This window comes from Bacillus sp. FJAT-27986 (assembly GCF_001685035.1).
GTDB lineage: Bacteria > Bacillota > Bacilli > Bacillales > Pradoshiaceae > Pradoshia.
This window is the reverse complement of sequence record NZ_MAYV01000001.1, coordinates 470,296-493,061: the sequence shown is the minus strand read 5'-3', so window position 1 is coordinate 493,061 and position 22,766 is coordinate 470,296. Positions and strand designations below refer to the sequence as shown.

The following is a 22,766-nucleotide window of genomic DNA, read 5'->3' as shown; positions in this document are numbered from 1 at the left end:
AGAATAATAATTTGTCATAAAGACAATCAGCCCGCATACAGTGAGTAGTAAGCGGGGAGGGACAAGGGTGAATCGTCAATATGTAAATATTTTTCAAGTTGCAGCTGTTTATGTTGGAACGGTTATTGGAGCGGGTTTTGCAACTGGAAAGGAAATATATGAATTTTTTACCCAATATGGACTTTATGGCCTATTAGGGATTCTTCTTTCGGGATTTATTTTTATTCGGATTGGCAGAAAAATAATGATTGTAGCATTACATAGAAATATTAAAAATTATATGGAATTTAATGATTGGTTATTTGGTAAACGTATATCCTTTTTTGTTAATATCATCTCTATGGGCATGTTGTTTGGGGTTACAGGTGTTATGATGTCAGGAGTTGGCGGTCTATTTGAAGAGCAATTGGGATTTTCTAAAATAGGGGGCATGCTTTTTACTACATTTCTATCAATTGTTGTCATGAGCTGGGGGACTAAAGGTTTATTATCTATTAACACCTTTGTGGTACCTGCAATGATTATGTTTAATTTAATCCTGATGTTTGCTTCATTATTCCATATGAATCCTGTTCAAAATCTGCTAACCATTCCTGATGAAGTAAGCTGGAAGATGGTCTTATCGCCCTTCTCCTATACGGCATTTAACCTTGCTTTGACACAGGCTGTTTTGGTTCCATTGGCTGCCGAAATAAAGGATGAAGATATTATTCGAAAAGGTGCAAATTTAGGAGGATTTATTTTATCCGTTGTTTTGGTAAGCTGCCATATTTCCTTATCCTCCATACCAGGAATTGAACAGATTAACATTCCTACTGCCTATGTAATGAAACAAATAGCACCTTTTTTATATGGGCTCTATTTATTCATTATTTTTGGAGAAATTTTTTCAACCTTAATTGGAAATGCCTTTGGACTCGAAAGGCAACTAAAAAAAGCAACGGAACTGCCTTCCTGGTCGCTATATGTTGGGATTTTTGCCATAAGTTTAATAATTGGCCAAATTGAATATGGTCCTTTGATCTCTATATTGTATCCGATTTTTGGATATATTAGTTTAATCTTTTTGCTGTTAATAACTGTCAAAAAGTAAGTGTCAGCTACGATTTATGCTGTTTCTAGAAAGATTTATAAAAATGACAAAAAGAAAGAGAAGGGATAGTCCCCTCTCTTTATAAGGTCAATGCCGTAGGCACATTATAATGTTAATATAATCGGCTCATTCTTTGTCACTATGATAGTATGTTCACATTGTGCAACCAAGCTTTTGTCACTCGTGATAAATGTCCATCCATCACCGGCTTCTGTAACCATGGTTGCTTTTGTAGAAATAAACGGTTCAACGGCCAATACTGTACCTTCATGAAGAAGCTCTGAATCCCATGGGTCAAAATAGTTTAAAATATGATCTGGTTTTTCATGCAGACTTCTACCTATTCCATGGCCGGTTAAATTTTTGATGACAGTGAATCCATTTTGTTTTGCTGTATTGAAGACAGCTTTACCAATTTGGTTTTTCTTGGAGCCTGCTTTAGCTTTGCTGATTCCCTGATAAAAAGCATCAACTGCGCATTGGCATAATTTTTCTTTTTCACTAGTTGTAGTGCCAACCGGGAACGAAATTCCTGTATCCCCATAATATCCATTTAATACTGCAGAGACGTCGATATTTACCATATCGCCTTCGTTAATTATACGTTTTCCTGGTATTCCATGAGCAACTTCTTCGTTTACACTGATACATGTAAACCCGGGAAAATCATACTCATTTTTAGGTGCAGAAACAGCTCCGGTTTCCTCAAATATTTTCTTTGCGATTAAATCAAGCTCCAGTGTTGTAATACCGGGAACGGTAGCTAATTTCATTGCTTCCCTGACACGTGAAACAACTGCACCTACTGCTTTTAATCCTTCTAAATCTTTTTCGTTTTTTACAATCATGATACTAAACCTGCTTTCTGTAATGCTCTTCATTAGTATAAAAAGTTTAGTGGAAAGGTTCCAGATGGAATCGATTCTCACTATTATATCTAAGTTTTTTACAAATTTAAAGTAAGGGAAATTAATGGGACAAGAAGAGAACGAGGCAAGTAGCCCCGTTCTCGAATTATTCATATATGATTTTATAATTTTTATGGTTAACGACTGTCTTTTCTTCTAATTCAAGATCATGAAAGTTCTCCATTAAAGTTAAATCAACAATCACTGAGTTTTCATTTACTTTTTCTACAATCCCACGCAATCCATCGCGGAATTCAATTATATTGCCTACATCAGCCTTTTTCATCATGTTCACACCTTTTCAGTTTATTAAAGTTATCAACAGATCTTGATTAGTAAACTAATATCCTTGCAATTTCGGGATTCGTAAGTCCGCTTATAAAGAAATTATCCCTACTATTTAGCTTATGCAGAATAATATTGTAATTATAGTATAAATTGTGATTAATTGGAATGTTAAAAGAATAAATAGTCTTTATATTTTCGCTCCTATGGAATACTTGTTTAATGTAGGGGTTTGAGAGTATCATGTTTTGTATATATAGGAGGTTTTACGAATGAATAAAGAAGAGATCCAATCCATATTTGATCAATTAAAAAATGGAGAAATAGATAAACTTGAAGTTGCAAAGCAGGATTTCATGGCGTTTCGATCTGTGCTTGTAGAAAGGGAAGATTTTAAACATTTTCGGGGAACTGCTCATATAGGCGGGGGTGTGACCTATCATTATTTAGAGGAGCCTAGAAGCTGAATAGAAATCAACAAACCCAATTATAAAGTAATTGGGTTTGTTAACATTTTAATCAGTATTGTCCTTATTTGATAAACACATCTGGATGTATTTCAAGGTAATGCTTTAGTTTTTTTAGCGCCATCCGTTTCCAAGATTTCACCGTTGCATACGTTGTATGGTATTCGTATGCGATATCTGTGATGGTTTTACCAAATTGAATGTATTCAGCCAACCAAATATATTGGTTGTTTGTTAAGGAAGTTAGAAAAGGTTTAGGGAAGTACCATTCAAGGAAGGAAACATCTTCTTCAACCTTTAATAAATCCCAATACTCAGGTGATTTTTTTAATTCTCTCCCATTTATTTTAGTGGACTTGCAAAGCTGTATAAGCATTTTACCTTGTATGGACTTATAGGCATAGGAAAGGAACTGTCCTTTTTCAGGGTTGAAATTTTGGCTGGCCTCCCAAAGTGCAATTAATCCTATTTGGTAAAATTCATCCTTTTCACAAATAATATTAAGCTTTCTCATAATATGATGTATTAATGGATTATATTGGTTAACTAATGATTCGAAGTCTTCCATACTCGTAATCCTGCCCTATGAGGAGCGACCTCTATATTCCCGGGTACCTTTAAAGTACGCTTAAAGATTCTTTCTGTAAAAAAAGCAAATTTGAAAATTTGTTGAGTTTTTAGCGAAAAATGAGGATAAATTCTATTAAAATAATCATTATTTTAAAAAATATGGATTCCTATAACAAAATCTAACCATTTAATTTAAAAGAGAGGATTGGATACAATGAATTTTCAGGATCAAGTTGTGTTAGTAACAGGTGCTGCAAATGGGATTGGTAAAGAAATCGCAATACAATATGCAAATAAAGGCGCGAAAGTTGTTTTAACCGATATAGATGTGGAAGCTGGAAAGAAAATTGAAGCTGAACTATTGGCAATGGGAAAAGTTGCTTTATTTGCTGAGGCCGATCTCAGCAAAGAGGATGATTGCCTTCATATAATGGAAATAATTAGAGGTGAATGGGGTAGGTTAAATATTATAGTAAATAATGCAGGCATAAGTGAATTTACTCCATTATTTGAAATGACAACAGAGAATTGGAATCGCATTATCAATACCAATTTACGAAGTGTATTTATTTTGGCAAGAGAAGGAGCTAAGCTGATGACTGGAACGGGTGGTTCTATCATTAATATAGCATCAACCCGAGCCATACAATCTGAACCGAATTCTGAAGCTTATGCTGCATCCAAAGGTGGAATCCTAGCTCTAACGCACGCTCTTGGCGCATCATTAGCCAAAAAAGGTATTCGAGTTAACAGTATTAGCCCTGGCTGGATTCAAACGACTGATTACACTGGTTTACGTGAGATAGATCACGCCCAGCATTTTTCGGGTAGGGTAGGTAAGCCAATAGATATAGCAAAAGCATGTTTATTCCTAAGTGATCCAGAGAACGATTTTATTAATGGAGAGAATCTGGTTATTGATGGTGGAATGACAAGGAAAATGATTTATGAAGATTGAAAATATGAATAAAAAACAGAATAGAAAGGTTCTTCAAATTTGTCATTAGAAATACCTTTGTTGTAAAATCGATAGGAAATACAATATATAGATATTTCTCCAAGCTATGTGAAATTTAGTTGTAGAATTGCTTATCTGTGTGCAAACACTTTACTGAATAAATTCATTGTATATAGGATTCTGGTATATATTAGAAATGAATCTTATATTTATTGAAAGACTATGTTTCAATCAATCTTACAGGTGAGATATATTTATGGTTCTTAATTTATAAAAGCAGTTGAACAATTTTAATTTTTCAGGTACATTTCTCTTATAGGGTTTTACTCTATATTGTGAGAAAAGCTACATAATTTCGACTGTTCATCCTTTTATACATAGGACCGGTTGAAACTGGGTAAAATCATAAGATGTAAGCAGCTAGAATTCGTATAGCTAAAACAAAATAATTATTAATAAAGGAGCTCGATTACTTATGGTACAAAAAACTTTTCATGTAACTGCAGAAACAGGAATTCATGCTCGTCCAGCAACATTGCTTGTACAAGCAGCAGGTAAATTCAACTCTGATATCAACCTCGAATATAAAGAAAAGAAAGTTAATCTTAAATCAATTATGGGCGTTATGTCTTTAGGAATCGGCAGTGGTTCAGATATTACAATTATCGCTGAAGGAAATGACGAACAAGATGCATTAAATGCCATTGAGGAAACATTAACAAAAGAAGGATTGGCTAAGTAATGACAACGATGTTAAACGGGATAGCGGCATCTAATGGAATTGTCATAGCAAAAGCTTATCGTTTAATGGAGCCTGACTTAACTGTAACAAAAAGCACGATTAATGAAGTGGATACCGAATTAACTCGTCTTCAAGAGGCGGTTAATAAGGCTCAGACCGAATTGGAAACAATTCGTGAAAAAGTCAAAACAGAACAAGGTGAAGATAAAGCAGCCATTTTTGATGCTCACATACTTGTTTTGAATGACCCTGAATTGCTTGGTGCTGTACAGGAGAAAGTTAAGTCTGAAAAAATCAACTCTGAATTTGCTATGCGCGAAATTGCTGATATGTTCATCACTATGTTTGAACAAATGGATAATGAATATATGAAAGAAAGAGCAGCTGATATTCGTGATGTAACAAAACGGGTTATCAGTCATCTTCTTGGGGTACAAATACCAAATCCAAGTATGATTGCTGAAGAAGTGATTGTTGTGTCCGAGGATTTAACTCCTTCAGATACAGCTCAATTAAACAGAGAATTTGTTAAAGGCTTTACAACTGATATTGGAGGGCGTACTTCTCACTCCGCAATTATGGCACGCTCGCTTGAAATTCCAGCAGTTGTTGGGACTAAACAGGCAACTGAAACTATTCAAAACGGCGATATGATTATACTTGATGGGCTTAAAGGTGAAGTACATATTAATCCGACACCTGAATTGATTGAAGAATACAAAAAAGCTGCTGATGCTTATGCACAGCAGAAACTTGAATGGGCTAAGCTTGTTAACGAAAAAACGGTAACAGCAGATGGCCATCACATAGAATTAGCAGCGAACATCGGCACTCCTAAAGATCTTGAAGGTGTTAAAGCAAATGGTGCTGAGGCTGTAGGCTTATATAGAACAGAGTTCTTGTATATGGGAAGAGATAATCTTCCTGGAGAAGAAGAACAGTTTGAATCCTATAAAGCTGTACTTGAAGGTATGGAAGGTAAGCCGGTTGTGGTACGCACATTGGATATTGGTGGAGATAAGGAGCTTCCTTATCTAGATCTACCGAAAGAAATGAATCCATTCCTTGGATTCCGTGCTATTCGATTATGCCTTGAGGAACTACCGATTTTCAGAACGCAGCTTAGAGCACTTTTACGGGCAAGTGTGTATGGGAATTTAAGAATTATGTTCCCGATGATTGCCACTTTAGATGAATTCAGATCCGCCAAAAAGGTTCTTGAAGAAGAAAAGGCGAAATTAATTGAAGAAGGTATTGAAGTATCAGATTCTATTCAATTGGGAATCATGGTGGAAATCCCTTCAACTGCGGTAATCGCAGATCAATTTGCTAAGGAAGTAGATTTCTTCAGCATTGGTACGAATGACTTGATTCAATATACAATGGCTGCAGATAGAATGAACGAACGTGTATCTTACTTGTACCAACCATATAATCCAGCTATTTTACGTTTAGTAAAAATGGTGATTGAAGCTGCACATAAAGAAGGCAAATGGGCTGGAATGTGTGGAGAAATGGCTGGGGATGAACTGGCGATTCCGTTGCTTGTTGGATTAGGGTTGGATGAGTTTTCAATGAGCGCAACATCTGTTCTGCGTGCACGTTCCCAAATTAAAACACTTACTAGAACCGAAATGCAAGACTTGGCTGAAAAAGCTATACAAATGCAAACATCAGCAGAGATTGTTGAAATGGTTAAAAAAGCTACAGCTCAAAAATAGTTTCAATAAAAATAGATATACAGGTTTATTTATTTGAACGGAGGGGTACATTAAAGGTGGACACAAAACAGCAACATGCTTTTAGTGACCCCCCTTTCTTAATCAACTGGTTTTCCAGTTGATTTTTTTTGCTATTATAGAGGTATAGGAGGGAGCGTTATGATGAATTTACATATTGGTTTTATCGGTATTGGTGTAATGGGTAAAAGTATGGCATTGAATATAATGAAGGCGGGATACCCTGTCAGTGTTTATTCCAGAACAAAGTCCAAATGTGAGCCTTTGCTTTCGGAAGGTGCAGATTGGAAGGAGTCCCCTCGTGCAATCGCTGAGGAAGCCGATGTTATTATTACGATGGTTGGCTATCCTTCTGACGTTGAAGAGATATATCTAGGGGCGGAAGGCTTATTAAAATATGCCAAGCCGGGTACTTATTTAATTGATATGACCACTTCAGCTCCGTCTTTAGCACAAAAGTTATATGCTGCTGGTAAGGAATTAGGATTGCATGTCCTTGATGCACCTGTCTCCGGAGGAGATATTGGTGCACAAAATGCTAATCTTGCCATTATGGTTGGTGGTGATCAATCTGATTTTGAGAGCATGATGCCTGTATTTAAAGCAATGGGGACAAATATTATCCATCAGGGCGATGCTGGCTCGGGCCAACATACTAAACTATGCAATCAGATAGCCATTGCTACGAATATGATTGGTGTATGTGAAGCGATTGTTTATGCCGAAAAATCTGGCCTGGATCCTGAAACAGTTTTGAAAAGCATTTCAACTGGTGCTGCTGGAAGTTTTTCCTTAACCAATTTAGCGCCTAGGATATTAAAAGGTGATTTTGAACCGGGATTTTATATCAAACATTTCTTAAAAGACCTAAAAATTGCATTAGAAGAATCCGAACGGTTAGGTCTTGACTTTCCAGGGCTAACTTTAGCCAAAGCTATGTATGAAAAATTGGCGGATATGGGAGAAGAGAACCGTGGAACACAAGCCTTGTATAAATATTATACTGAGGCATCCAATCAGTAACTTAGTCTCATTAAAAAAAGAAGCATTTCGAAAAGGTATCATGCCTTTAACGAAATGCCTCTTGTTATTTTATCTGCTGAATTAGGAAATGTTCAAGTCTGTTTAATCCTTCTTTAAGCTGCTCCATGGAAACAGCATATGATAATCGGAAATATCCTTCTCCATATTTTGAAAAAGCAGATCCAGGTATAACAGCTACTTTTTCAAATTGAACCAGCTTGAGGGCAAAATCGAGTGAATTTTTAAAGGCATCTGGTATTTTAATGAAAAAGTAAAATGCGCCATCCGGTAATACAGTCTGGAGATTCATCGCCGCAAGTCTATTAAAAACATAATCACGACGGTTTTTATATTCCTCTCTCATAGCAGCTGGATCATGTTCACCGTTCCTCATAGCCTCGAGTGCAGCCATCTGTGAGACAGAGGAGGCACAGGATACGTTATATTGATGAACCTTTATCATATGTTTAATGATTGCTTTTGGTGCCATCAGAAAGCCGATTCTCCAACCGGTCATGGAATGTGACTTTGATAGACCATTTATAGTAATGGTTTGCTCTCTTATAATGGAACCAATCGATGTATGAGTTCTGTCCAAAGTTAATTCACTATAGATTTCATCAGCCAGGATAAAAATATTTTTTCCTCTAACAAGGTCAGCAATTTCCTCCAGTTCCTCTCTCGTTAATGATACCCCTGTTGGGTTGGACGGATAGGGAAGAACAATACATTTTGTTTTTTCGGTTAGACTTTCTGTGATTAATTGTGGAGTCAATTTAAAGGAGGTGCTTCTTGTATCAACATGGACTGCTTTTCCCCCTGCTAAGTGAATTAATGGTTCATAACCGGGATAAACAGGGCCAGGCAGAATGACTTCATCTCCAGGTGTTAAAATAGTCCTGAAGGCAATATCAATCGCCTGACTTGCTCCTACAGTAATCAAAATTTCATCATCCGGATTATATTTAAGTGAATAATGGCTATACATAAATTTTGATACTTCTTGCCGGAGATCGAGTAAACCGGCATTGTGGGTGTAGGTGGTACAATCTTTTTGAATGGCGTTTATTGCTTTATCTTTTATATGTAAGGGTGTTGGGAAGTCAGGTAATCCTATTGTAAAGGACAGGACATCATCAATATCAGATACCATATTATAAAACTGCCGAATACCGGATATTTCTATCTCTTTTACATGAGGATTAATTAAGTGTTCCATTCCAGGTCATACCTCCTAATTACAGTTCTTATCTTTATTATTATAAGGTTGCTTTAGGAAAGTGTACACTATCCTACTCTAAATGGTTGTATGCAAGATTGGGTGAATGATGCATACTTGGTTTGGAATACTATGGGTAATTCGTTTTGCTTAGGTGGGGGAAGATAGTGTACCGAATACTTGTTAAGGATCAAACTGATGGTATAAAGGAAATGACTTTGGAGGACTTACAGAAGCGTGATTATAGCCTGGTATGGGTTGATATCCTCGCACCGCAAGAATATGAGGCTAATATACTCCGTACGTATTTTAATTTTCACCCTCTCACTATAGAGGACTGTCTTGATCGAATCAACCAAAGACCTAAAGTGGATTTTTATCAATCCTATATGTTTTTTATCATTCATTCCTTAAATGAAAACTTCGAAAGAAATGAGATTGATATTTACGTAAATGAAAAAGCAATCGTAACCGTTCATGAAGATCATATAGAGGAAATAGATAAAGTATGGGGAGTTACAGATCAATTGGATACTTCTATCCATGTCCTGCATAAAATTATTGATGCAGTAGTAGATGCTTATCTTCCAAAGGCCTATCAAATAGAGGAGCAATTAAATGTCTTGGAAGATCACCTGCAGCATTCTCTTAATAATGATCCAATGAGTCAGTTATACGAAATTCGAACGATGATTTCGCGACTAAGAAGAATTATCTTGCCCATGAATGATTTGATGTACAGGATTATTCATTCTGAGAGAATCAGTGCTCTTTCTGAACATCATCATTACCTTAATGATGTGTATGATCATTTATTGAAATTAAAAGAATTGGTTGATGGCTACAAAGAGTTCTCGACAGATCTGAGAGATAGTTATATGGCGGTCAGTTCAAATAAAATGAATGAAACAATGATGACCTTGACGATTATTACGACTATTTTCATGCCATTAACATTTATTGCAGGTTTATATGGTATGAATTTTTCTGAAATGCCTGGTTTAAGTTTTCGCAATGGTTTTTGGTATGTTCTTCTTTTTATGATCATCATCACAGTTATAATGATGATTCTCTTTATGCTGAAAGGTTGGTTATTCCGAAGGCTGTACAGAAATGAAAAATAAATAGCGGCTTAGCTCTATTGTATTTAGAACTAAAGCCGCTTAGGTCATGTTTACAGGACTGGGTCCTTTATTTATATTAATATCCGTAATCCCAATCGATTTCTTCTGGATGCCACATAGTAAGCTGAGGAGTTGCGTAAGATTCATCAGTTTGGTTATGTGTGTATTTTTCAACTTCGCTAAATTGAATATTCTCTAAACAAGTAATAACATGGTTATCTTCATATAAAATGGCAGTACCTTTCATAAGTCAACCCCTTCTTTCCAGCATATTGATTTAAGTTATGCTTTTATCTGTATAATAGTCCTCATTTGTTAAAGCGTCTATATCATTGAGCAAAGTTTCACAAAATAAACACGATTATCGATTTAAATTTAAATATTTATAAAAAAACATTAATTTAAGCCGATACTAGAAAGAAGGCTTTATCTTACTGCAATTAATCGTAAGAGATATGGAAAGGCGCTGTTAAAAATGAATGAACAAAAAGGAATCCTGCTAGAGAGCGGAACAAATGAGTTGGAAATCGTGGAATTTGGTATTGGCGAGCATAAATTTGGAATTAATGTTATCAAAGTTAAAGAAATTATTAACCCAGTACGGATTACCGGTGTTCCACAAACACATCATCATGTTGAAGGAATCATTGAACTTCGTGGAGAGATACTCCCTGTAGTAGATATTGCCAGTGCACTGAATCTCCCAGCATCCCAAGCTCCTGAAAAAGATAAATTTATAGTGACTGAGTTTAATAAAATGAAGGTCATTTTTCATGTACATACCGTTACCCAAATCCATAGGATTTCATGGAACCAAATAGAAAAACCATCTGATATGTACCAGGGATTGGATAGTCAGATTACTGGTGTCATTAAAATGAATAATGAAATGCTTTTACTGCTTGATTATGAAAAAATTATTTTGGAAATCAATCCGGAATCAGGAATAACCATTAATCAGATTCAAAAATTAGGAGTTAGAGAACGATCTAATAAGCATTTATTAATTGCTGAGGATTCACCGCTGTTGCGGAAGCTGTTGATGCAGACATTAAAAGAAGCCGGTTATGAACAACTCGATTTCTTTGAAAATGGCAAGGAAGCGCTAACCTTTATAGAGGGAAAGGCACTAGCAGGAACCTTACTGAATGATGTACATTTGGTAATTACAGATATAGAAATGCCACAAATGGATGGTCACCATCTAACCAAACGAATTAAAGAAAATCCTACCTTGTCGGATTTGCCTGTTATCATTTTTTCATCATTAATTACGGACGATTTAAGGCATAAGGGAGAGTTGGTAGGAGCAGATGCACAAATTAGTAAACCTGAAATAGTTGAACTGGTCAAACAGTTAGACAAACTTTTACAAAAGTAAAGCTGCTGAACCCTTTGTTCAGCAGCTTTACTTTTTCCAATTTTGATATGGATAGGATTCACCAAGACGCGTAAAAGTCGGTTTTTGGTATTTCTTTTTATAGTCTTTAGCGCGATCATTATCTGAATTTTCCTTGCATCCTGTATAAGACATCAATAGTTTTTTTGCTTTAGATAAAGAAAGACGTGAAGAGGGGTTTCTTACCTCTTTTGATAAATGACCAAGATGTGTTAATGTTTGAAAGTCGTCCTTTGAGGGCGGAATATGGAATGTATACTTTCCGCATTGTATCAGTACATCTGATTGTTGGAAGCTTAAATGAGGATGGTCTGAATATTGAAGGCCTATTTTCTTTGCCTTTCCTTCTTCAAGCATTTTAATAATCGTTTTTTTCTTTAGATTGTATAGAAATTTAGGGTCTGATGCAGTTTTTGCATGTCTATTCACAGAATAAATCGCTTCTCCCAGGTCATCGGCAGTAAAACAGGCGGGATTAGGAAGATTCCCATTATTTTGATTCATAAATGTTCCTTTCTTCTAAGAATATTTCATGATAATAAGTAAAAGCATATAACTGATTATAACGTGTTCTGCTATGGGATAAAAGGAAAAACGTTTCATATCTTATTTGAACGAATTAATTTTCAAAACAGACTATTGAGAAATTGAAGGTAAAAGAATTATGAAAGTGAGTGTGATACCTTGAAAAAGCTGCTACTTACTGGTTGCGGAGGGGCAATGGGTGCGTTAGCTCGATGCGGGATAAGTTTATTGATCCCGTCATCTGGCAGTCCTATTCCGTTTAACACCTTATTCATAAATGGTTTTGGAAGCTTTGTTTTAGCCTATCTCACCTATTCGCTATTTAAAAATGAGGGAAATGAAAGATTAAAATTATTTTTTGGAACTGGTTTATGTGGAGGATTTACAACGATGAGTAGCTTTGCATTGGAAATAACCAATCTCGCAGCAACTTATCCCCTATATAGTCTTATTTATTTTTTTCTGAGTATGATTGCAGGTCTCTTAATGGCATGGTTAGGGTTTATTATGTCTAGTTGGATAAAGAGGGAAGCGCGTTGATTATATTAATTGTATTAGGTGGTTTTCTCGGAGCATGTTTAAGATATGTAATGACTGGCTGGTTAAAAAAATATAATCATTCATTTCCTCTAGCTACTCTTGTTATTAATTTAATTGGTTCGTGTTTAATTGGTATATCGGCCGGGATAGGAATAGAGCGGGGAAGCGGTATGCATATGTTTACTGTGATAGGAAGCTTGGGGGCTTTTACTACATTCTCAACTTTTGCAATTGAAGCCTTGGATTTAATGCTGAGCCGGGAACACCGCAAGTTATTGCTTTATGTAAGTTTTTCTTTGGCAGGAACGTCAGTTTGTTGTATGTTGTGCTATCATCTTATGAAAAATATAGGACATTAACCGCTCGTCTCTATGAAAATTCGACAATGTATTATAAAATAATCGAAAGAAATGTAATTTATTTCAAAAAATGAACTATTAGGTGCCCTGACTATGACAACTTTAAAGAGTAACATTAAAAGCTATACAGGTAATAAACAGGTAGATTTTCTGTTAGATATACAATGTGAAAAAGCACAGGGTTTTTATTTTTCAAGACCAATTCCTGCTATTGAAGCTGAAGAGAAGTATCTGAAAAAGAAGAAATAACACATGGCATAAAACAGCCAGAAAATAGGCAAACGGGCAGAATGTAGGGTCTGCTCGTTTGCCTTTATCGTTTTTTTAAGCCTTCTTGGCCTTTCTGCAAATCAATGACCGTGATTTCAGGACGTGAAAATAACCGGTATGGAATTCGGGTTGTACCTAAACCACGATTTACATACAAGGATAAAGGGCCAACTTTATAGGATCCTTCCCTGTATTTTTCTGCAAAAGGGGGAGTCACAATCGCACCCAAAAGAGGAAACTGAATTTGTCCTCCATGACTATGTCCGCTTAATTGTAAATGAACTGGGTAACTGGCGGCATAATCAGCATAATCAGGAGCGTGAGATAGAAGAATGGTAAATAAATCACTGGATTGTACCGGTATACTTACATCCAGGTTGGGCTTGCCGAGCATTGCATCATCTACCCCGCTTATTACGATTTGACGGCCATTCTGCAGGGTTATAAAGTTTGATTCATTTACTAACAGGGTAAATCCATTACTAACCATAGTCTCTTTGTAAATTTCCGTACCATAACCGCCATGGTCATGATTGCCAAAAACGCAATATTTACCAAGAGGTGCCTCCAGCTGACTTAATAATTGATTGAGCTTAGGAGTTATTCTATATTCATTCGGATTATCCATCAGGTCACCTGTAAAACAAATAATATCGGGATTAAGTGAATGAATGGTTTCAACCGTTTTTTCTAAATCTGTCAAATTATATTGGAAACCCAAATGAGTATCACTGAATTGGACAATTCTAATATTTTGAAAGGAGTCTGGAATAAGTGGGTGGGAATAGGAAAAACGTGTTATATCAACCCAGGAGGGTTCAATATCTTTCATATAAAATCGCCCTCCTATAAGAGAGCAAAGAATAGTAGCTATATAGGCAAATGATTTTTTTAAAAAGAATCTTCTGGTTATTTTCTTCATTATAAAGTTCCTATCTCATAATAGTCAGTCTAATCCTATCATTCATTAAGAAAATTGTTAAGATGTATGAGTATTACTTTTTGATTACAAAATTTATGTGCTATTTGGTCTATAGATTAACTACCTAAAATAAGGTAAAATTAAAATACAATAGGTATTTAGATTTATAGAAATAATGATTTATATATTTAGTTAACTGAATGGGATGTTTCATTCTGAGGACGAGGGTGTTACAGATGAATAAAGCCAAATCATATGAAATGATCTATCTTCCTGCAAAAATAGGAATGATAAAAGTATATATGTATGGATTCCATAAAAAAGGAGATCCCGGCAGAGTATTTGTTATGCTTAATGATTTAAAAGTAAATGGCAAAGGTACGAATAAAAAGGAAACATTGATTAGTACTCTTTCTAAACTTAATGAACTAATCAATCAATCATAAGTAAAACATATAAAATTTTTAAGGGCGGCCATTAGGCGGCCCTTTTATCATTTAATTTGATTGGCTAAAATTTAAAAATCCCGTTATATCTATATTTTTCATCTATTTTGCTAATTCAGCATTTCTGGATATTATTGACAGAATTTTGTGATATAATAAAAGTGAATAATCATTCATTTTATTTGGAGGGCTCATATGAAGGGAAAAGTAGTGATTGTAACTGGTGGTTCTAGTGGAATGGGAAAGGCTATGGCTCAACGTTTTGCAAATGAGGGGGCTAAAGTAGTCATTACCGGAAGGAATAAAGAAAAACTGGATAACACCATTAAAGAATTTGCAGAAAATCAGGAGAATATACTGGCTGTTCAGATGGATGTTCGAAATGTGGAGGATGTTAAAAGAACCATTGAAGAGACGGTTAACAGATTTGGTACAATCGATTATTTGATTAATAACGCAGCAGGTAATTTTATTTGTCCGGCAGAGGATCTATCACCGAATGGCTGGAAATCTGTCATTGATATTGTTTTGAATGGTACTTTTTACTGCAGCAGCCTCATCGGCAAGTATTGGATAGAAAATGGCATTAAAGGATCAATCATCAATATGGTCGCTACCTATGCGTGGGATGCAGGTCCATATGTCATTCACTCTGCCTCAGCAAAGGCTGGTGTGCTGACAATGACTAGAACTTTGGCTGTGGAATGGGGTAAAAAATATGGAATCCGCGTAAATGCGATAGCTCCCGGGCCGATTGAAAGAACTGGGGGAGCAGATAAGTTATTTCAATCGGAAGAAGCAGCTCAAAGAACGCTTGAAAGTGTTCCGCTTGGAAGATTAGGAACACCGGAGGAAATTGCAGATTTAGCCCTGTATTTACTGTCTGATCGGGCATACTATATTAATGGTGATTGTATTACAATGGATGGCGGTGCTCATCTCAATCAATTTCCGTTTTAGGCATAGGATGGATGAATGGTTTTAATAAGAATTGAAATCTTTAAAGAGCAGTTCAATATGCTGATTTAATTGAACTGTTTTTTGTGCGTTCATTTGACTAGCTGTTTAAGATGATATTTTAGTTTTCACTATCCTTGTATTATTTTTCAGTAAAAAGTGTTTATTCTGGTAAAAAGGGGAATAAGCTAATAAAGGCCTTGAGATATGTACTTAAAAAGGAGGATCATAATGAAAAAGGTTTTAACTTCGTTGTTTATTACCATGCTTGTATTAGCGGTTTCTCCTCTTGTCAAAGTAGATGCTAAAAGTACACTGGATAAACAAGATGCATTTAATCTTTTAGATAGCGCATTTCAATTGCAGGTATCTCTTTCAGAAAAACCAAGATCAATGGACAATATTCGAGATTTATTAAAAAATTCCTTCTCAGAGGAATACACTGAGGATTTTATAAACATGAATGTACAAAAAAGTGTGGATGGTAGTGGCTATCAAACCTATGGTACGGATATAGCCCTTTATTATATTCCTTTTTTTACATATAGTGAACATACTAAACTAGGATATAGTTCTGCTAATGATCAATGGTATGTGTATGAATGGTTTCCAGGCAATACAGATGGACCAGTCAGCTATGAAGGGCATTACGAGGCAATCGGGCTGATGTATGACCATAATAAATGGGTAATTAATGATTACCAAATTGCTTTCGATCCGAAAACACTTGATGACAGTCAAGAAATAGCCCAAAATTCGAGTGTGGATAAGGAGCCATCCAATCCGACTTTCATAAACAGATTGACAGATTATATTAGCTACGGGTTCATTAATCATAGGTCTCATTGGTTTGGGATGATTGCTTTCTAGATACTGATGGCATGAATGGAAAAGCTAATCCTGCTTGAATGAGGATTAGCTTTTTTGTATTAATCTCTAATATTTAACAATTCCATAATTCGTTCCTGGTTAAATCCAATGATTACTTGATCACCAATGACAAACGTTGGGGTAGAATATGAATCATATTTGGTCATAAGTATTTTTTTTGCTTTTGCATCCTTCTGAATATCTTTTAAGGTATAGGGAATATTGTGCTCATCAAAATAATTTTTGGCGTAAGCACATGGCGGACAGCCTGGTTGCGTAAAAAAAAGAACTGGTTCCACTTTTTTCTATCCTTTCTTTTGTTTAATTTGTATCTACCAGTATACATGAAACTTTTTTGTTTACTATAGTACAAATTTTAAGTAGGATATCAGGCAGGGCTATCTTTTATCAAATTAAAGAACTAGAAAGAGAAAAAGAATTGCCAACACCAGAGAGATCTTGTCAATTTATTTTGATTGAGTCTGCTTTAAAGTGAAAAATATGGCGCTGGAATTTTTCTTGGAACGTTTTTATGATAAAATGATGAAGTCTCTAAAAAAAGAGATGAAATAAAAGGTGTAACCATCAAATACGTTATAATGAATTTGGGTATACAAATAATGCCTATTCCTCTATTCTGTTACTAATGGCCAGTCCATAAGCGACAATATATTTTATTTGTTGGTAAGTCATGAAAGGAGCATATATTAGATATGTCACGATTACAAGGAATTTTATCACGTTTGAAAAACTTACAGGAGCAAGGGAAAGTATCAGATACAGCACAACGTGTGTTTGAAGTTGAAGGTCAAGTTAAATGTCAAGTATCTTATTTCGATAAAACTGAAACATTCGAATTAGAGATTTTTCAGGATAAAGGAAAAACTATGAAGTATCAATTTGATAATATTGATATGATTGCCATTGAAATTTTTGAGTTAATTTATAGCTAATTTGGAAATTTGAGATGATTTGGTTATGTTCCATTATCATGATGAAGGTATTTGTTCCTAATCATGTAGGTTATGCTTCTGAAAATCTCTAACTTAAATTTTTAAAGTGGGGAAGGGAAGATAATTACTGACAAATCGAACAGTTAAGTCTTCCGAATAAAACCAAAAGTGGATAACCAGGAACTAACTATATAAGGGGTTCTTAACCATGTTAGATATGCAAAAATTAGATGGATTCGAACTGACTGTAAAGGATTTAATGATTTCGTCTGAACGTGTTGCTCATGTACAGCAGGAAAATAATCTCGAACATGCATTATTGGTTCTTACTAGAAGCGGATATACTGCTATACCAGTTCTGGGACATGATTATAAGCTGCATGGATTAATTAGTACACCAAAGATAATGGATGCAATATTGGGCTTGGAGCGAATTGAATTTGAAAAACTGGAAGAGATGAAGGTTGCAGAAGTGATGGATCCCAATCTTCCATGTCTTAAAGAAAGTGATTCAATTGAAAAAGCAATGGAACTTCTCATTGATCATCCATTTGTATGTGTGGTAGGTACTGAGGGAGCTTTCGAAGGTATATTGACCAGAAGGCAGGTTATGAAGCATACAAATCGTTTAATAAAAATCATTAAATATAATTAATATCAGTATCTCAATCGATAATGATGAGTGGATTAAAAAATAAACATTTTTTAAAACGCCTGGATAAAGATCCAGGCGTTTTTTACATGGTTTATAAAGTTGTATAACTTAAATTTAAAAGTGACTTTAAACAATGTTATCAATAAAACACTCTAAGACATGCTAATAACTCAACAAAACTTTTAATAGATATAATATTCCAAATTAACTTTATCCAGGATAGGAACTTCGTTAAAATGATAGGGAGGGGCGTGGAAAAATGAATTCAATCGATTCAAGCATAGAAAAAAAGTCTTTCAAAAGGGCAAAGAAGAAGACAAAACGCCCTTTAGTATTAATTTCAATCCTATTGGCTTTATTCATGGGTGCCATCGAGGGTACTATCGTTTCAACTGCAATGCCTGAGATCGTTGGTGATCTGGGAGGCTTCTCCCTGTATAGTTGGGTCTTCTCAGCCTATTTGCTAATGAATACGGTAACGGTATTGATCTATGGGAAGCTATCTGATTTATTTGGCAGAAAACCAGTATTGTTATTTGGGATTACAGTGTTTCTGCTTGGTTCCCTCGGCTCTGGATATGCATGGTCCATGCAAAGCTTAATTTTTTTTCGTTTAATACAGGGTTTTGGAGCTGGAGCCATTACGCCCGTTGCAATGACAATTGTAGGGGATATATATACGAAAGAAGAACGAGCAAAAGTTCAGGGTTATTTATCAAGTGTTTGGGGAATATCGGCTATTTTGGGACCTGCTATTGGCGGATTATTAATCGAGTACATATCATGGAGCTGGATCTTTTGGATTAATATTCCGTTAGGATTTCTCTCTTTAGGAGGTTTGCTATTTTTCTTCCATGAGCAAAAGACGGTTAAAAAACAAAAGGTAGATTATATGGGTTCAGCAATGCTTGCTGTTTCTTTGTCGCTTTTAATGTTTTTATTTGTGCAAGGAGGGATTTCATTTTCCTGGCTTTCTTTAAAAAGTTCGTTGTTAATTATACTCCTGCTAATTTTGGTGTTTTGCTTTGTGAAGCATGAAAACAGAACTGTAGAGCCCGTTATGCCTTTTTCTATCTGGAAGAATCAATCAATATTGTTTGCTAATTTAACCTCTCTTACAACCGGTATTGTTTTAATTGGAGTATCAAGCTATTTACCAACATTTGTACAGGGAGTAATGGAGGAATCCCCAATGATAGCAGGATTTACTCTTACTGCCATGTCTATAGGGTGGCCGATAGCATCCTTTATATCAGGCAATATGATTTTGAAGATAGGGTATCGTACTACTTGTATAACAGGTGGAATCTTTATCATACTGGGTGCACTGGCTTTTACATTTTTGCCCTCCCATGGATATGTGTTTTTGGCCGCTTCTGGATCCTTCTTGCTTGGTGTGGGAATGGGGCTTACAAGCACTGCTTTTATCGTGTCCATCCAATCTACTGTGGATTGGGAACAAAGAGGTGCTGCAACAGCTGCAAACATGTTCATGAGAAATCTGGGAAACACAATCGGTGCCGCATTATTGGGAGGTATATTGAATAATCGTTTAAACGCTTATTATTCACAAAATGAAAATATAGATTTAAATTCGGTAAACGAATTGCTTAACACTGAGATTCGATCTTCTTTAGAGCCGGAAAGATTGGAACAGATCCAAAGTGGATTAACACATTCATTGGGTATTGTGTATTTCATTGTCTTACTACTGGCTATACTGAGCTTGTTCTTGATATTGAAAATGCCAAAAGAGAAATCGTAACAGCCTCATTAAATCTGCTATATTGTAATATTTGCAGTTCAGCAGAATATAAAGGTAAAATAAAATGAATGTCTGATTAAGAAGAGATTGGTTTGTGAGGAGAACAAATGGTTATAACTGATTTTGAATTATTGGATACTCTTGCTGTTGAACTGAATTTACGTAAGACTGCCGAAAGAATGTTTGTCTCTCAGCCGGCACTTTCACAACGTCTTCAATCAATAGAAAGAGAATGGGGAACACCGCTTTTTATTAGATCAGCAAAAGGAATGACGTTGACGGAGGCGGGAGAAATTGTCGTTCAATATGCCAGGGAATCCCTGAAATTAAAAGAAAAAACACGAGAAAAAGTAGATGCTCTCAATCATAATGTACAAGGTACATTAAAAATTGCGAGTGCTTCTATAGTCGGCCAATATTGGCTCCCGATGATTTTAAAGAAATATGTTAACAAATATCCCAATGTTAAGATCTCACTTGTGACAGGCTGGAGCAGTGAAATGATCGAAAATATCTATAATGGAGAGTCTCATATTGGTATATTGAGAGGGGTTCCTGACTGGCATGGTTATAAAAAGCTATTGTTCAGTGATCACTTATACCTTGTGGATACCGAGCTTAACCAATTATCAGATGCGTTAACTACAGAACGCCCATTTATCTTGTTTAAAAGTGATTCGAACTATTATCGAGAGATTCAAAATTGGTGGATCCGCCATTATGGAATTCCACCGACACGTACCATTCTTGTGGATCAAATTGAAACCTGTAAACAAATGGTGATGAATGGAATTGGGTATGCCATATTGCCCGGTATTTCTTTAAGAGAAGGTGAAGCCTCGTATTTTAAACATCCCTTGTATGATTTGGAGGGGCAGTCTGTTGAAAGAAAGACATGGCTTGTAAGCTACGATGCTTCCTTAGAATTAAGACAGGTTAAGGCTTTTGTAAGTTTGATTGAGGAAATGTTAATTGAATAGAAATGAAATCTCTATTCTTGTTTTTCCTACTCTTGTTTGATAAAGTAATAGAAAATTATTTAGGGGAGAGAAATATACTATGAAAATGATGGATGCAAATGAAATTATATCCTTTATCGGAAACAGTGTGAAAAAAACGCCGGTTAAAGTATACATAAAGGGAGAAATCAGTGAGCTGGTATTTAATCCTGAGGTTAAAACATTTATTACCGGTAACACAGGGGTGATTTTTGGAGAATGGTCTGATATTCAACCAACATTAGAGGAAAACAAGGCGAAAATAGAAGATTATGTTATTGAAAATGATTGTCGAAATTCCGCAATTCCAATGCTGGATTTAAAAGGGATTAATGCACGTATTGAGCCGGGGGCGATTATCCGTGATCAGGTTCATATTGGAAATAATGCGGTGATTATGATGGGAGCGTCCATTAATATTGGTGCAAGCATCGGGGATAAGACTATGATTGATATGAATGCCGTGCTTGGCGGACGTGCAACTGTCGGTGAAAATTGCCATATTGGAGCAGGAGCAGTGTTGGCTGGCGTAATAGAGCCTCCATCTGCCAATCCTGTTGTAATCGAAGATAATGTACTTGTTGGTGCTAATGCGGTTATTTTAGAAGGCGTCAGAGTAGGAGAGGGAGCTGTAGTAGCGGCTGGAGCAATTGTAGTAGAAGATGTTCCTGCTCATACAGTAGTTGCTGGAGTTCCGGCTAAAGTAATTAAAACAATTGATGAAAAGACTAAATCCAAAATTGAAATTAAGGATGAGCTTCGTCAGCTATAATAAAAATGGAAGGGGCGTGGAGATGATGATTTCCGCGCCTGTTTTTAAATTGGAGATGAGGTGAGCTGCAATTTGGAAAAGTTAATTTCTATAAGAAGAGATTTGCATAGGATCCCTGAACCTGGTTATAAGGAATTTAAGACGCAACAATATTTGATAGATTACATAAGAAATCTTCCTCAGGATCGTATAGAATGGGAAAAATGGAGAACAGGAATTTTTGTTCGAGTAAAAGGGCTATCTCCTGAGAAAACCATAGGCTACCGTGCTGACATTGATGGTTTGCCGATTCGAGAAGAAACGGAGCTTCCCTTTAAATCCGAGCATGCAGATTATATGCATGCATGCGGCCATGATTTTCATATGACCATCGCCCTTGGTGTATTAACAGATTTAGTGGAAAATCCAATCAATGACCATGTATTATTTATGTTCCAGCCCGCAGAAGAGGGCCCTGGAGGAGCAGAGGAGATGATTGCTGCTGAGCAGTTTTCTAAGTGGAGACCTGATTTGATTTTTGGATTGCATATAGCTCCGGAATATCCGGTAGGAACAATCGCTACCAAAACAGGTTTACTCTTTGCTAATACCTCGGAGATCTTTATAGATTTTAAAGGGGTTGGTGGACATGCTGCTTATCCGCATCTGACGAATGATATGGTGATTGCATCCTGTCAATTTGTTACTCAGCTTCAGACTATTGTAGCAAGAAATATTAATCCACTTGATTCGGCTGTTGTTACAATTGGGAAAATAACAGGAGGGACTGTCCAAAATAGTATTGCTGAAAATGCGCGGATAGAAGGGACGATTCGGACGCTATCTGAGGATTCTATGCTATTGATCCGGAATCGAATACTGGAAATGGCAAAAGGAATGGAAGTGGCTCTTGATTGTAAGATTAATGTTGATTTTGGTTCTTCCTACTATCAAGTATATAACGAATCTAATCTAACAGAAGAGTTTATGAAATTTCTGTATCAGCGGCAGGATACGACATTCGTCAATTGCAAGGAAGCAATGACGGGTGAGGACTTTGGATACATGATTAAGGAGATTCCAGGCTTTATGTTCTGGCTTGGTGTTCAGTCATCGTATGGATTGCACCATGCTAAATTAAATCCTGATGAAAAGGCACTACCCTTTGCTGTATCGGTTATAACAGATTATATTCGAATGAAATCAATATAAAAAGAGAACCCGGCTA

28 protein-coding genes are annotated in these 22,766 nt (G+C 35.9%); 20 read left to right on the top strand and 8 right to left on the bottom strand.

What is annotated here, in order from left to right:
• The first annotated feature begins 67 nt into the window (after positions 1-67).
• Positions 68-1,093 carry a YkvI family membrane protein gene (locus tag A8L44_RS02330; RefSeq protein WP_066100949.1) on the top strand — a complete coding sequence of 342 codons (1,026 nt, stop codon included), beginning with the start codon at positions 68-70 and terminating at the stop codon, positions 1,091-1,093.
• Positions 1,094-1,197: 104 nt separating this feature from the next.
• Here A8L44_RS02330 and map read toward each other — a convergent pair whose 3' ends face one another.
• A complete protein-coding gene (map, locus tag A8L44_RS02325) occupies positions 1,198-1,941 on the bottom strand; it encodes a type I methionyl aminopeptidase (RefSeq protein WP_066100948.1) in 744 nt (247 codons plus the stop codon).
• Positions 1,942-2,107: 166 nt separating this feature from the next.
• Positions 2,108-2,287, bottom strand: coding sequence for a YkvS family protein (locus A8L44_RS02320; RefSeq protein ID WP_066100944.1), 180 nt, complete (start codon positions 2,285-2,287; stop codon positions 2,108-2,110).
• A gap of 271 nt (positions 2,288-2,558) precedes the next feature.
• On the opposite strand from A8L44_RS02320, the gene A8L44_RS02315 reads away from it, so the two are divergent.
• A complete protein-coding gene (locus tag A8L44_RS02315) occupies positions 2,559-2,753 on the top strand; it encodes a hypothetical protein (RefSeq protein WP_066100941.1) in 195 nt (64 codons plus the stop codon).
• 64 nt (positions 2,754-2,817) lie between these two features.
• Here the strand turns inward: A8L44_RS02315 and A8L44_RS02310 are convergent, their stop codons facing one another.
• The gene (locus tag A8L44_RS02310; RefSeq protein WP_066100938.1) at positions 2,818-3,321 is read right to left on the bottom strand and encodes a sigma-70 family RNA polymerase sigma factor; all 504 of its coding nucleotides are present in this window, start codon (positions 3,319-3,321) and stop codon (positions 2,818-2,820) included.
• 216 nt (positions 3,322-3,537) lie between these two features.
• On the opposite strand from A8L44_RS02310, the gene A8L44_RS02305 reads away from it, so the two are divergent.
• From A8L44_RS02305 to A8L44_RS02290, 4 genes are all read left to right on the top strand, one after another.
• On the top strand, positions 3,538-4,281 hold the full coding sequence (locus tag A8L44_RS02305; RefSeq protein WP_066100935.1) for a glucose 1-dehydrogenase: 744 nt from the start codon (positions 3,538-3,540) through the stop codon (positions 4,279-4,281).
• Positions 4,282-4,756: 475 nt separating this feature from the next.
• Positions 4,757-5,023 carry a phosphocarrier protein HPr gene (locus tag A8L44_RS02300; RefSeq protein ID WP_066100932.1) on the top strand — a complete coding sequence of 89 codons (267 nt, stop codon included), beginning with the start codon at positions 4,757-4,759 and terminating at the stop codon, positions 5,021-5,023.
• A complete protein-coding gene (gene ptsP / locus A8L44_RS02295; RefSeq protein WP_066100929.1) occupies positions 5,023-6,744 on the top strand; it encodes a phosphoenolpyruvate--protein phosphotransferase in 1,722 nt (573 codons plus the stop codon). The genes A8L44_RS02300 and ptsP overlap by 1 nt, the downstream gene beginning before the upstream one ends.
• Positions 6,745-6,906: 162 nt before the next feature.
• Positions 6,907-7,785: an NAD(P)-dependent oxidoreductase gene (locus tag A8L44_RS02290; RefSeq protein WP_373925465.1), complete on the top strand. Its 879-nt coding sequence runs from the start codon at positions 6,907-6,909 to the stop codon at positions 7,783-7,785.
• A 64-nt stretch (positions 7,786-7,849) separates the two neighbouring features.
• Here the strand turns inward: A8L44_RS02290 and A8L44_RS02285 are convergent, their stop codons facing one another.
• Positions 7,850-9,004, bottom strand: coding sequence for an aminotransferase A (locus A8L44_RS02285; RefSeq protein WP_066100921.1), 1,155 nt, complete (start codon positions 9,002-9,004; stop codon positions 7,850-7,852).
• Between the two features lie 167 nt (positions 9,005-9,171).
• Between A8L44_RS02285 and corA the strand changes: the two genes are divergently transcribed.
• Positions 9,172-10,128, top strand: coding sequence for a magnesium/cobalt transporter CorA (gene corA / locus A8L44_RS02280; RefSeq protein WP_077247945.1), 957 nt, complete (start codon positions 9,172-9,174; stop codon positions 10,126-10,128).
• Between the two features lie 76 nt (positions 10,129-10,204).
• Here corA and A8L44_RS18830 read toward each other — a convergent pair whose 3' ends face one another.
• Positions 10,205-10,375, bottom strand: a complete 171-nt coding sequence (locus A8L44_RS18830; protein WP_175354218.1) for a hypothetical protein — start codon at positions 10,373-10,375, stop codon at positions 10,205-10,207.
• Positions 10,376-10,603: 228 nt separating this feature from the next.
• On the opposite strand from A8L44_RS18830, the gene A8L44_RS02275 reads away from it, so the two are divergent.
• A complete protein-coding gene (locus tag A8L44_RS02275) occupies positions 10,604-11,509 on the top strand; it encodes a chemotaxis protein (RefSeq protein WP_066100918.1) in 906 nt (301 codons plus the stop codon).
• Positions 11,510-11,536: 27 nt separating this feature from the next.
• Here the strand turns inward: A8L44_RS02275 and A8L44_RS02270 are convergent, their stop codons facing one another.
• On the bottom strand, positions 11,537-12,031 hold the full coding sequence (locus A8L44_RS02270; RefSeq protein ID WP_066100915.1) for a YkyB family protein: 495 nt from the start codon (positions 12,029-12,031) through the stop codon (positions 11,537-11,539).
• A 180-nt stretch (positions 12,032-12,211) separates the two neighbouring features.
• Between A8L44_RS02270 and A8L44_RS02265 the strand changes: the two genes are divergently transcribed.
• The 3 genes from A8L44_RS02265 to A8L44_RS18825 all read left to right on the top strand — a co-directional run bounded on the left by A8L44_RS02265 (position 12,212) and on the right by A8L44_RS18825 (position 13,200).
• The gene (locus A8L44_RS02265; protein WP_139063789.1) at positions 12,212-12,592 is read left to right on the top strand and encodes a fluoride efflux transporter FluC; all 381 of its coding nucleotides are present in this window, start codon (positions 12,212-12,214) and stop codon (positions 12,590-12,592) included.
• On the top strand, positions 12,589-12,951 hold the full coding sequence (locus tag A8L44_RS02260) for a fluoride efflux transporter FluC (RefSeq protein WP_077247944.1): 363 nt from the start codon (positions 12,589-12,591) through the stop codon (positions 12,949-12,951). The genes A8L44_RS02265 and A8L44_RS02260 overlap by 4 nt, the downstream gene beginning before the upstream one ends.
• A 93-nt stretch (positions 12,952-13,044) precedes the next feature.
• Positions 13,045-13,200, top strand: a complete 156-nt coding sequence (locus A8L44_RS18825; RefSeq protein ID WP_175354217.1) for a hypothetical protein — start codon at positions 13,045-13,047, stop codon at positions 13,198-13,200.
• A gap of 64 nt (positions 13,201-13,264) precedes the next feature.
• On the opposite strand, the gene A8L44_RS02255 is transcribed toward A8L44_RS18825, so the two are convergent.
• Positions 13,265-14,053, bottom strand: a complete 789-nt coding sequence (locus A8L44_RS02255; protein ID WP_368072414.1) for a metallophosphoesterase — start codon at positions 14,051-14,053, stop codon at positions 13,265-13,267.
• Between the two features lie 326 nt (positions 14,054-14,379).
• On the opposite strand from A8L44_RS02255, the gene A8L44_RS02250 reads away from it, so the two are divergent.
• The 3 genes from A8L44_RS02250 (at position 14,380) to A8L44_RS02240 (ending at position 16,416) form a co-directional block, all read left to right on the top strand.
• The gene (locus A8L44_RS02250; protein ID WP_066100906.1) at positions 14,380-14,589 is read left to right on the top strand and encodes a hypothetical protein; all 210 of its coding nucleotides are present in this window, start codon (positions 14,380-14,382) and stop codon (positions 14,587-14,589) included.
• Between the two features lie 195 nt (positions 14,590-14,784).
• Positions 14,785-15,549: a 2,4-dienoyl-CoA reductase gene (gene fadH / locus A8L44_RS02245; protein WP_066100902.1), complete on the top strand. Its 765-nt coding sequence runs from the start codon at positions 14,785-14,787 to the stop codon at positions 15,547-15,549.
• A gap of 228 nt (positions 15,550-15,777) precedes the next feature.
• Complete coding sequence (locus A8L44_RS02240) at positions 15,778-16,416, top strand: DUF3993 domain-containing protein (protein ID WP_066100899.1); 639 nt, start codon at positions 15,778-15,780, stop codon at positions 16,414-16,416.
• Between the two features lie 59 nt (positions 16,417-16,475).
• Here the strand turns inward: A8L44_RS02240 and A8L44_RS02235 are convergent, their stop codons facing one another.
• Positions 16,476-16,715 carry a glutaredoxin family protein gene (locus A8L44_RS02235; RefSeq protein WP_066100896.1) on the bottom strand — a complete coding sequence of 80 codons (240 nt, stop codon included), beginning with the start codon at positions 16,713-16,715 and terminating at the stop codon, positions 16,476-16,478.
• A 414-nt stretch (positions 16,716-17,129) separates the two neighbouring features.
• Between A8L44_RS02235 and A8L44_RS02230 the strand changes: the two genes are divergently transcribed.
• The 6 genes from A8L44_RS02230 to A8L44_RS02205 all read left to right on the top strand — a co-directional run bounded on the left by A8L44_RS02230 (position 17,130) and on the right by A8L44_RS02205 (position 22,750).
• Positions 17,130-17,369, top strand: coding sequence for a YkuJ family protein (locus A8L44_RS02230; RefSeq protein ID WP_066100892.1), 240 nt, complete (start codon positions 17,130-17,132; stop codon positions 17,367-17,369).
• A 208-nt stretch (positions 17,370-17,577) separates the two neighbouring features.
• Entirely contained in the window at positions 17,578-18,024 is a 447-nt protein-coding gene (gene cbpB, locus A8L44_RS02225; RefSeq protein WP_066100889.1) for a cyclic-di-AMP-binding protein CbpB, read from the top strand.
• Between the two features lie 259 nt (positions 18,025-18,283).
• Positions 18,284-19,789 carry an MDR family MFS transporter gene (locus A8L44_RS02220; protein ID WP_066100885.1) on the top strand — a complete coding sequence of 502 codons (1,506 nt, stop codon included), beginning with the start codon at positions 18,284-18,286 and terminating at the stop codon, positions 19,787-19,789.
• A 107-nt stretch (positions 19,790-19,896) separates the two neighbouring features.
• Positions 19,897-20,769 (top strand): LysR family transcriptional regulator, encoded by an 873-nt coding sequence (locus tag A8L44_RS02215; protein ID WP_066100883.1) that lies wholly within the window; start codon positions 19,897-19,899, stop codon positions 20,767-20,769.
• Positions 20,770-20,848: 79 nt separating this feature from the next.
• A complete protein-coding gene (gene dapD, locus A8L44_RS02210; RefSeq protein WP_066100880.1) occupies positions 20,849-21,559 on the top strand; it encodes a 2,3,4,5-tetrahydropyridine-2,6-dicarboxylate N-acetyltransferase in 711 nt (236 codons plus the stop codon).
• A gap of 72 nt (positions 21,560-21,631) precedes the next feature.
• On the top strand, positions 21,632-22,750 hold the full coding sequence (locus tag A8L44_RS02205) for an N-acetyldiaminopimelate deacetylase (RefSeq protein WP_066100876.1): 1,119 nt from the start codon (positions 21,632-21,634) through the stop codon (positions 22,748-22,750).
• Positions 22,751-22,766 lie beyond the last annotated feature (16 nt).

What these genes read in the sequence shown, in the direction of transcription:
- ptsP (WP_066100929.1), top strand. Translation starts at nt 5,023, where the DNA reads ATGACAACGATGTTAAACGGGATAGCGGCATCTAATGGAATTGTCATA.
- A8L44_RS02290 (WP_373925465.1), top strand. Translation starts at nt 6,907, where the DNA reads ATGAATTTACATATTGGTTTTATCGGTATTGGTGTAATGGGTAAAAGT.
- A8L44_RS02285 (WP_066100921.1), bottom strand. Translation starts at nt 9,004, where the DNA reads ATGGAACACTTAATTAATCCTCATGTAAAAGAGATAGAAATATCCGGT.
- A8L44_RS18825 (WP_175354217.1), top strand. Translation starts at nt 13,045, where the DNA reads ATGACAACTTTAAAGAGTAACATTAAAAGCTATACAGGTAATAAACAG.
- A8L44_RS02300 (WP_066100932.1), top strand. Translation starts at nt 4,757, where the DNA reads ATGGTACAAAAAACTTTTCATGTAACTGCAGAAACAGGAATTCATGCT.
- A8L44_RS02275 (WP_066100918.1), top strand. Translation starts at nt 10,604, where the DNA reads ATGAATGAACAAAAAGGAATCCTGCTAGAGAGCGGAACAAATGAGTTG.
- map (WP_066100948.1), bottom strand. Translation starts at nt 1,941, where the DNA reads ATGATTGTAAAAAACGAAAAAGATTTAGAAGGATTAAAAGCAGTAGGT.
- A8L44_RS18830 (WP_175354218.1), bottom strand. Translation starts at nt 10,375, where the DNA reads ATGAAAGGTACTGCCATTTTATATGAAGATAACCATGTTATTACTTGT.
- A8L44_RS02240 (WP_066100899.1), top strand. Translation starts at nt 15,778, where the DNA reads ATGAAAAAGGTTTTAACTTCGTTGTTTATTACCATGCTTGTATTAGCG.
- A8L44_RS02305 (WP_066100935.1), top strand. Translation starts at nt 3,538, where the DNA reads ATGAATTTTCAGGATCAAGTTGTGTTAGTAACAGGTGCTGCAAATGGG.
- A8L44_RS02310 (WP_066100938.1), bottom strand. Translation starts at nt 3,321, where the DNA reads ATGGAAGACTTCGAATCATTAGTTAACCAATATAATCCATTAATACAT.
- A8L44_RS02250 (WP_066100906.1), top strand. Translation starts at nt 14,380, where the DNA reads ATGAATAAAGCCAAATCATATGAAATGATCTATCTTCCTGCAAAAATA.
- A8L44_RS02315 (WP_066100941.1), top strand. Translation starts at nt 2,559, where the DNA reads ATGAATAAAGAAGAGATCCAATCCATATTTGATCAATTAAAAAATGGA.
- A8L44_RS02255 (WP_368072414.1), bottom strand. Translation starts at nt 14,053, where the DNA reads ATGAAAGATATTGAACCCTCCTGGGTTGATATAACACGTTTTTCCTAT.
- dapD (WP_066100880.1), top strand. Translation starts at nt 20,849, where the DNA reads ATGAAAATGATGGATGCAAATGAAATTATATCCTTTATCGGAAACAGT.
- A8L44_RS02215 (WP_066100883.1), top strand. Translation starts at nt 19,897, where the DNA reads ATGGTTATAACTGATTTTGAATTATTGGATACTCTTGCTGTTGAACTG.
- fadH (WP_066100902.1), top strand. Translation starts at nt 14,785, where the DNA reads ATGAAGGGAAAAGTAGTGATTGTAACTGGTGGTTCTAGTGGAATGGGA.
- A8L44_RS02320 (WP_066100944.1), bottom strand. Translation starts at nt 2,287, where the DNA reads ATGAAAAAGGCTGATGTAGGCAATATAATTGAATTCCGCGATGGATTG.
- A8L44_RS02270 (WP_066100915.1), bottom strand. Translation starts at nt 12,031, where the DNA reads ATGAATCAAAATAATGGGAATCTTCCTAATCCCGCCTGTTTTACTGCC.
- cbpB (WP_066100889.1), top strand. Translation starts at nt 17,578, where the DNA reads ATGTTAGATATGCAAAAATTAGATGGATTCGAACTGACTGTAAAGGAT.
- A8L44_RS02230 (WP_066100892.1), top strand. Translation starts at nt 17,130, where the DNA reads ATGTCACGATTACAAGGAATTTTATCACGTTTGAAAAACTTACAGGAG.
- A8L44_RS02220 (WP_066100885.1), top strand. Translation starts at nt 18,284, where the DNA reads ATGAATTCAATCGATTCAAGCATAGAAAAAAAGTCTTTCAAAAGGGCA.